The 6,204-nt window shown below is 70.6% G+C and carries 6 protein-coding genes and 1 pseudogene; 3 read left to right on the forward strand and 4 right to left on the reverse strand.

What is annotated here, in order from left to right; translation table 11 throughout:
• From sucC to gloB, 4 genes are all read right to left on the reverse strand, one after another.
• The gene (sucC, locus tag JWQ05_RS12375; RefSeq protein ID WP_299658746.1) at positions 1-1,197 is read right to left on the reverse strand and encodes an ADP-forming succinate--CoA ligase subunit beta; all 1,197 of its coding nucleotides are present in this window, start codon (positions 1,195-1,197) and stop codon (positions 1-3) included.
• 109 nt (positions 1,198-1,306) lie between these two features.
• The gene (gene mdh, locus JWQ05_RS12380; RefSeq protein ID WP_299658747.1) at positions 1,307-2,269 is read right to left on the reverse strand and encodes a malate dehydrogenase; all 963 of its coding nucleotides are present in this window, start codon (positions 2,267-2,269) and stop codon (positions 1,307-1,309) included.
• 272 nt (positions 2,270-2,541) lie between these two features.
• A complete protein-coding gene (locus JWQ05_RS12385) occupies positions 2,542-3,129 on the reverse strand; it encodes a TetR family transcriptional regulator (RefSeq protein WP_366944589.1) in 588 nt (195 codons plus the stop codon).
• A gap of 335 nt (positions 3,130-3,464) precedes the next feature.
• On the reverse strand, positions 3,465-4,262 hold the full coding sequence (gene gloB, locus JWQ05_RS12390) for a hydroxyacylglutathione hydrolase (protein WP_299658749.1): 798 nt from the start codon (positions 4,260-4,262) through the stop codon (positions 3,465-3,467).
• 244 nt (positions 4,263-4,506) lie between these two features.
• Between gloB and JWQ05_RS12395 the strand changes: the two genes are divergently transcribed.
• The 3 genes and pseudogenes from JWQ05_RS12395 to JWQ05_RS12405 all read left to right on the forward strand — a co-directional run.
• Positions 4,507-5,241, forward strand: coding sequence for a class I SAM-dependent methyltransferase (locus tag JWQ05_RS12395; RefSeq protein ID WP_299658750.1), 735 nt, complete (start codon positions 4,507-4,509; stop codon positions 5,239-5,241).
• Between the two features lie 7 nt (positions 5,242-5,248).
• The gene (locus tag JWQ05_RS12400; RefSeq protein ID WP_299658751.1) at positions 5,249-5,938 is read left to right on the forward strand and encodes a MarC family protein; all 690 of its coding nucleotides are present in this window, start codon (positions 5,249-5,251) and stop codon (positions 5,936-5,938) included.
• A gap of 84 nt (positions 5,939-6,022) precedes the next feature.
• Positions 6,023-6,204 (forward strand): annotated as a pseudogene (locus tag JWQ05_RS12405) (4-hydroxy-tetrahydrodipicolinate reductase); the annotation flags it as partial.

A 6,204-nucleotide genomic window follows, 5' to 3' on the forward strand; every position in this document is an offset into this window, starting at 1 on the left:
TCAGCCCTTCTTCACGGCGGCGACGATCTTCTGCGCGGCGTCGTCGAGGTCGTCGGCGGGGATCACGTTCAGGCCGGAATTCCGGATGATCTCCTTGCCCTTCTCGACGTTGGTGCCTTCCAACCGCACCACCAGCGGCACCTGCAGGCCCACCGCCTTCACCGCCGCGATCACGCCGTTGGCGATCACGTCGCACTTCATGATCCCGCCGAAGATGTTGACGAGGATGCCCTTCACCTGCGGGTCGGCGGTGATGATCTTGAAGGCCGCCGTGACTTTCTCTTCCGATGCGCCACCACCCACATCCAGGAAATTCGCCGGCTCCTCGCCGTAGAGCTTGATGATGTCGAGGGTCGCCATGGCGAGGCCGGCGCCGTTGACCATGCAGCCGATGGTGCCGTCGAGGGCGATGTAGGCGAGATCGTACTTTGAGGCCTCGATCTCCTTGGCGTCCTCCTCCGTCTCGTCGCGCAGGGCGACGATGTCGGGGTGGCGGTAGAGGGCGTTCGAATCGAACGAGATCTTGGCGTCGAGGCACTTGAGGTGGCCGTCGCCGGTGAGCACCAGGGGGTTGATCTCCAGCATGCTCATGTCCTTGGCGGTGAACGCCTCGTAGAGCCTGTTGGTGAGGTCACCCGCTTCCTTGGCCTGCGGGCCGGTGAGGCCGAGCGCCTTGGCGACCGCGCGGCCGTGGTGGGGCATCACGCCGGTGGCCGGGTCGACCGAGAAGGTGATGATCTTCTCGGGGGTGTCGTGGGCCACCGTCTCGATGTCCATGCCGCCCTCGGTGGAGACGACGAAGGCGACCTTGCCGGTCTCGCGGTCCACCAGCATCGAGAGGTAGAACTCCGCCTCGATCTGCGCGCCCTCCTCGATGTAGAGGCGGTTGACCTGCTTGCCGGCCTCGCCGGTCTGGATCGTGACCAGGGTCTGGCCCAGCATCTCGGCGGCGAATTGCTTGACCTCGTCGAGGGACTTGGTGACGCGCACGCCGCCCTTGGCCCCGGCCGGCGCGCCCTTGAAGGTACCCTTGCCGCGGCCGCCCGCGTGGATCTGCGACTTGACCACCCAGACCGGGCCGCCGAGCTGCCTGGCGGCGGCCTCGGCCTCCTCGGGCTTGAAGATCGCGACCCCCTTGGAGACGGGCAGGCCGAATTCCTTCAGCACCGCCTTGGCCTGGTACTCGTGAATGTTCATGGACGTTTCTCCGCCTCATCCCGGCGCAGGGCGCGGGCCTTCAGGTCATCACACCGGCACCGTCGCGCCGGCCACCGGAACGGCCGATGCGCGGTGCTTCTCACTGTGTTCAGGCGAGCGCCGGATTCACGCTCTTGCAGGCCTCGATCAGGGTCTTCACGGCGCCGACCGACTTGTCGAACATCGCCTTCTCGTCGGCGTTGAATTCCACTTCCAGCACGCGCTCGACGCCGGAAGCACCAATCACGATCGGCACGCCCACATACATGTCGGAGATGCCGTACTCACCGTTGAGGTAGGCGGCGCAGGGGAGCACGCGGCGCTTGTCGCGCAGGTAACTCTCCGCCATGGCGATGGCCGAGGCGGCGGGCGCGTAGAAGGCCGAGCCGGTCTTCAGGAGGTTGACGATCTCGCCGCCGCCCTTCCGGGTGCGCTCGACCATGGCGTCGAGCTTCTCCTGGGTGGTCCAGCCGAGCTTGACCAGGTCGGGAAGCGGCACGCCGGCCACCGTGGAGTAGCGCACCAGCGGGACCATGTCGTCGCCGTGGCCGCCCAGTACGAAGGCCGTCACATCCTCCACCGAGACCTTGAACTCGTCCGCCAGGAAGTGGCGGAAGCGGGCGGAATCGAGGACGCCGGCCATGCCCACGACCTTGTGGGTCGGCAGGCCTGAGAACTTCTGCAGGGCCCAGACCATGGCGTCGAGGGGATTGGTGATGCAGATGACGAAGGCGTCCGGCGCGTGCTCCTTGATGCCGGTGCCGACGGCCTCCATCACCTTGAGGTTGATGCCGATCAGGTCGTCGCGGCTCATGCCGGGCTTGCGCGGCACGCCGGCGGTGACGATCACCACGTCGGCACCCGCGATGGCCGCGTAATCGCTGGCGCCCGTGTACTGGGCGTCGAAGCCGTCGACGGGGGCGGATTCGGCGATGTCGAGGCCCTTGCCCTGCGGAACGCCGTCGGCGATGTCGAACAGCACGACGTCGCCGAGTTCCTTCAGGCCCGCCAGATGCGCGAGGGTTCCACCGATCTGTCCGGCGCCGATGAGCGCGATCTTGCTGCGTGCCATGGGATTGAGAAACTCCGCTCTCGAACGTGACGGGTCGCTGCTCTCGGAGGCCCTTCAGCCACCGGCGCGTCGCTGCGGCGGTGTGTGGCGGAAAAGGCCCAGGGCTTCAACCGAGGCCTGCGGAGCAAAGCAGGGTTCGGGCCAAGCGCGAGATGGACCAGGGACGGGGACCGTCCGAAAAAGCGAAGCGCGGGGAGAGGCTTAGGCGACGGGCGCGTGATCCGGTTCGGCGGCAAACCTCAAGTGACAGGAACAAAAGTCTGTCACATCGCCTACAGGGTGCCGGTCCGCAGCACCTTCTGGATCGCCAGAATCACGGCGCCGAGGCGGGCGTCCACGAGGTCGCGCGGCAGGTCCGCGTCGTGCTGAATCGCCAGCGGATGGGTGAAGCGGTAGCTCGCGTCGAAGATGTGGGCGATGGCCCGCTCGCGGTCGCGGGCCACGAAGGCGCCCGCCCCGATCCCCTCCTCCACCACGCGCTCCACGAGGCTGCGCAGGCGCACCCGGTGGCGCCGGGCGATGGGCCGCGCCGCCACGGTGGCGTCGAGATGGACCGCGAACAGGTTCGGCTCGTGGACCAGGGTCTCGCGCTGGACGCTGGCGAGCGCGGTGAGCAGGCGCTCGATCTTGTCGTCGGCGGGATCCGGCGCGTCGGCGATCCGGGCGAGTTCGGCCTCGACGTCGCGCAGCCAGCGCCCGGCGACCGCGTCGAGAAGCGCGTCCTTCGAGGGGAAGTAGCGGTAGACGTTGGCGTGGGTCATGCCGGCCTCGGCCGCCACCGCCACCACCGTCACCCGCTTGGGGCCGAGCCGGCGCAGGTGCTCGGTGGCCACCGCGAGCAGGCGGGCATCCACCGCCAGGGGGGCGGCGGCCCGGGGCGCCGGGCGCCCGACGCGCGGAACCGTGATGCGCAGGGCGACGTCCGGGTTCTCGCTACCCGTATCCTGGGCAGCGGTGTCTCGGGCAGCATCGCCGGAGGGTTCGGACCCCTGGCTCTGGCTGAGGTCGATCTCGTGCCCGAAGGCGAAGGGCGGGCCGGGCGGCTGCATCGAAGGGGACACCGGGGCTCGTGGGAAGGAACGACGGGGCCTCCCGGTCGGGTCCGCCTTGCCGGAACGGAGTTCACCTGCCGAGTCGTCCAGAAAACAGATGCCAATGACAGCACCCGCCCCGCTGTAACGCTCCCTTTAGCGGGTCAGAACCGGTTCTTCCAGGCCCTGAGCGCGGTAAAGACAACCGAGGAGGGGCTTCCCGGTGGAAGATTCACCGCCTGAGCGAGATCCGGCTCGCCGGCGCGCAGGAACGGGTTGGTCGCCCGCTCGGCGCCCATCGTGCTCGGGATCAGGAAGTGACCCTCCGCCTTGGCGCGCTCGGCCTCCGCCGCGCGGGCCGCGAGCGCGCCGTTGCCGGGCTCAGCGGCGCGAGCGAAGCGGGCGTTGGCGAGCACGTAATCGTGCCCGCTATAGACCGCCGCGGCATCGGGCAGGGCCCGGAACCGCTCAAGCGAGCGCCACAGGGTGGCGGGCTCGTCCTCCATCACCCGGCCGCAGCCGAGGGTGAACAGGGTGTCGCCGGCAAACACCACGCCCGCCGCCTCGAACCAGTAGGTGACGTGGTCGGCGCAGTGCCCCGGCGTCTCCCAGACCTGCGCGGCGAGGTCGCCGACCCGGACCACGTCGCCCTCGGACACCGTGACGTCGACCTCCGGCACCGCGGCCCCCGCCTTCAGGGGCGCCGTCACCCGTGCCCCCGTGCGGCGCTTCACCTCCGGGATACCCTCCACGTGGTCGCCGTGCCGGTGGGTGACGAGGATGTCGGTCAGCGTCCAGCCCGTCTCGTCGAGGGCCTTCAGGACCGGGCCGGCCTCCGGCACGTCGATGGCCGCGCAGGCGCCGGTGGCGGAATCGCGGATGAGCACGCCGATGTTGTCGCTGCGGCAGAGGAAGGTGCGGATCTCGCAACGTGGGCCGGTGGCGGAATTGGCTGACGTCATGGGCGTTCCTCGCGTGCGGTGATCGGCGCTCGGTCGGGAGATGGGGCGCGGGCACGCGGGTTCCAGGCGGCGGCCACCGGAGCGCCTCGCCCCCGATGCCCTGTTCCCCCCGCAATCCCTTGTCCCCCGCTCCTTCCCGGCGCCGCGCTGGTCCGGGCTTGTCGCGCGGGTTCCCTGCCCCCATTGATGCGTTCGGACCCCTGCCGCGCCGCGCGCGCAACGGGCCGCGTGAAACGTTCACCCCATGCGCCTCGACGTCACCGATCTGCGCGCCTTCTACGCGAGCCCCCTCGGGGGCGTGACGCACCGCATCGTCGCGCGCGCGATCCACGGCTTCCTCGGCTCGGTCTCGGGCCTGCGCGTGCTCGGGCTCGGCTACGCCACGCCCTATCTCGGCCCCGTCCACGTCATCGCCGAGCGGACCCTGGCCTTCATGCCGGCCACCCAGGGCGTGGTGAACTGGCCCGGCAGCGGGCGCTCCTGTTCGGCGCTCGCCGATCCCACCATGATGCCCCTGCCCGAGGCGGCGGTGGACCGGGTGATCCTGGTCCATGCGCTGGAATCGGTCGAGAGCCCCACCGAGCTGCTGCAGGACGTCTGGCGGGTGCTGACCCCGGGGGGCCGCATGATCCTGGTGGTGCCGAACCGGCGCGGTGTCTGGTCCCGGCGGGACGCGACGCCCTTCGGACACGGCCAGCCCTACAGCCGCTCGCAGCTCGGCCGGCTGATGCGCACCACCCAGTTCTCGCCCGAGGGCTGGGCCGAGACCCTCTACATGCCCCCCGTGGAGAACCGCCTGCTGCTGCGCACCTCCGGCGCCTGGGAGCGGATGGGCACCAGCCTGTCGCTGCCGTTCGCCGGCCTGCACGTGGTCGACGCGACCAAGCAGCTCTACCGCCCCGTCGCCGTCCGCCGGGTGCGCCGGGCGACCCGCCTCGCCCCGGCCCGCGTGCTGGTGCCCGCCCCCTCCCCGGGCTGAGAAGCGGATGCTGAACCTCATCGCGCCGGAGGCGGCGCTCCAGAGCTTCGTGCTGGCCTTCTCGTCGCTGTTCTCCATCGTGAACCCGGTGGGCTCGTCGCTCATCTTCGCGCAGGTGGCGGCGATGCATTCCCACGCCGAGCGCCTGGAACTGGCGCGTCGCATCGGCTTCTACGCGGCGCTGATCATGCTCGCCGCCCTCTGGGCCGGGGCGCCGATCCTCAACTTCTTCGGCGTCTCCCTGGCCGCGCTCCGCATCGCGGGCGGCCTCGTGGTGGCGGCCTCGGCCTGGACGCTGCTGACGGCGCCCGAGGCGCGCGAGGCCCGCAAGCAGGCGGAGGCGACGCGCGAGCCCGCCGGAAACCTCGCCGAGATCGCGTTCTTCCCCCTCACGCTGCCCTTCACCACCGGCCCCGGCACCATCGCGGTGGCGATCGCGCTCGGCTCCAACCGGCCGGCCCCCGGCCCGGACCGCATCGGCTTCTACGTGGGCATGTCGCTGGCCGCGCTCGCCATCGCCGTGCTGGTGCGCTTCACCTACGGCTCGGCCGACCGGGTGGTGACCTGGATCGGTCCCGTCGGCGCCCGGGTGCTGGGGCGCCTCTTCGCCTTCCTGCTGCTGTGCGTCGGCACCCAGATCACCGTCAACGGCATCACCGACGTGCTCGGGCCGCTCCTGGCCGTGACCCGGCGCTGATCCGTGTCGGCGCCCGATCCTTGTCCCCCGGGGCCGGAGGCTGTACCGCAACCTCCGGATTCGGCACGCAAAGTGAGGCCAAGCATGCGGCTCGTGGTGGTCGGCGCCGACGGGCGCATGGGGCGGATGCTGATCCGCGCGGTGGCGGAGACCGAGGGCTGCACCCTGTCGGGCGCCATCGAGCGCGAGGGCTCGCCCGCGCTCGGCCAGGATGCCGGCGCGCTCGCGGGTGTCGGGGCCCTGGGCGTCACCGTCACGGACGATCC

It is taken from the genome of Methylobacterium sp., assembly GCF_028290105.1.
GTDB lineage: Bacteria > Pseudomonadota > Alphaproteobacteria > Rhizobiales > Beijerinckiaceae > Methylobacterium.